1 protein-coding gene is annotated in these 898 nt (G+C 47.7%); it reads left to right on the top strand.

What is annotated here, in order from left to right:
• Positions 1-141 precede the first annotated feature (141 nt).
• The coding region (gene bla / locus CKO12_RS14345; protein ID WP_200155396.1) for a class A beta-lactamase at positions 142-898 on the top strand (757 nt) is incomplete at its 3' end.

The raw sequence follows: 898 nt of genomic DNA, 5'->3' as shown, positions 1-898 counted from the left end.
TCTTAGACGTCAGGTGGCACTTTTCGGGGAAATGTGCGCGGAACCCCTATTTGTTTATTTTTCTAAATACATTCAAATATGTATCCGCTCATGAGACAATAACCCTGATAAATGCTTCAATAATATTGAAAAAGGAAGAGTATGAGTATTCAACATTTCCGTGTCGCCCTTATTCCCTTTTTTGCGGCATTTTGCCTTCCTGTTTTTGCTCACCCAGAAACGCTGGTGAAAGTAAAAGATGCTGAAGATCAGTTGGGTGCACGAGTGGGTTACATCGAACTGGATCTCAACAGCGGTAAGATCCTTGAGAGTTTTCGCCCCGAAGAACGTTTTCCAATGATGAGCACTTTTAAAGTTCTGCTATGTGGCGCGGTATTATCCCGTGTTGACGCCGGGCAAGAGCAACTCGGTCGCCGCATACACTATTCTCAGAATGACTTGGTTGAGTACTCACCAGTCACAGAAAAGCATCTTACGGATGGCATGACAGTAAGAGAATTATGCAGTGCTGCCATAACCATGAGTGATAACACTGCGGCCAACTTACTTCTGACAACGATCGGAGGACCGAAGGAGCTAACCGCTTTTTTGCACAACATGGGGGATCATGTAACTCGCCTTGATCGTTGGGAACCGGAGCTGAATGAAGCCATACCAAACGACGAGCGTGACACCACGATGCCTGCAGCAATGGCAACAACGTTGCGCAAACTATTAACTGGCGAACTACTTACTCTAGCTTCCCGGCAACAATTAATAGACTGGATGGAGGCGGATAAAGTTGCAGGACCACTTCTGCGCTCGGCCCTTCCGGCTGGCTGGTTTATTGCTGATAAATCTGGAGCCGGTGAGCGTGGGTCTCGCGGTATCATTGCAGCACTGGGGCCAGATGGTAAGC

It is taken from the genome of Chromatium okenii (assembly GCF_016583745.1).
Lineage (GTDB): Bacteria > Pseudomonadota > Gammaproteobacteria > Chromatiales > Chromatiaceae > Chromatium > Chromatium okenii.
This window is presented reverse-complemented; position numbering and strand designations above follow the sequence as displayed.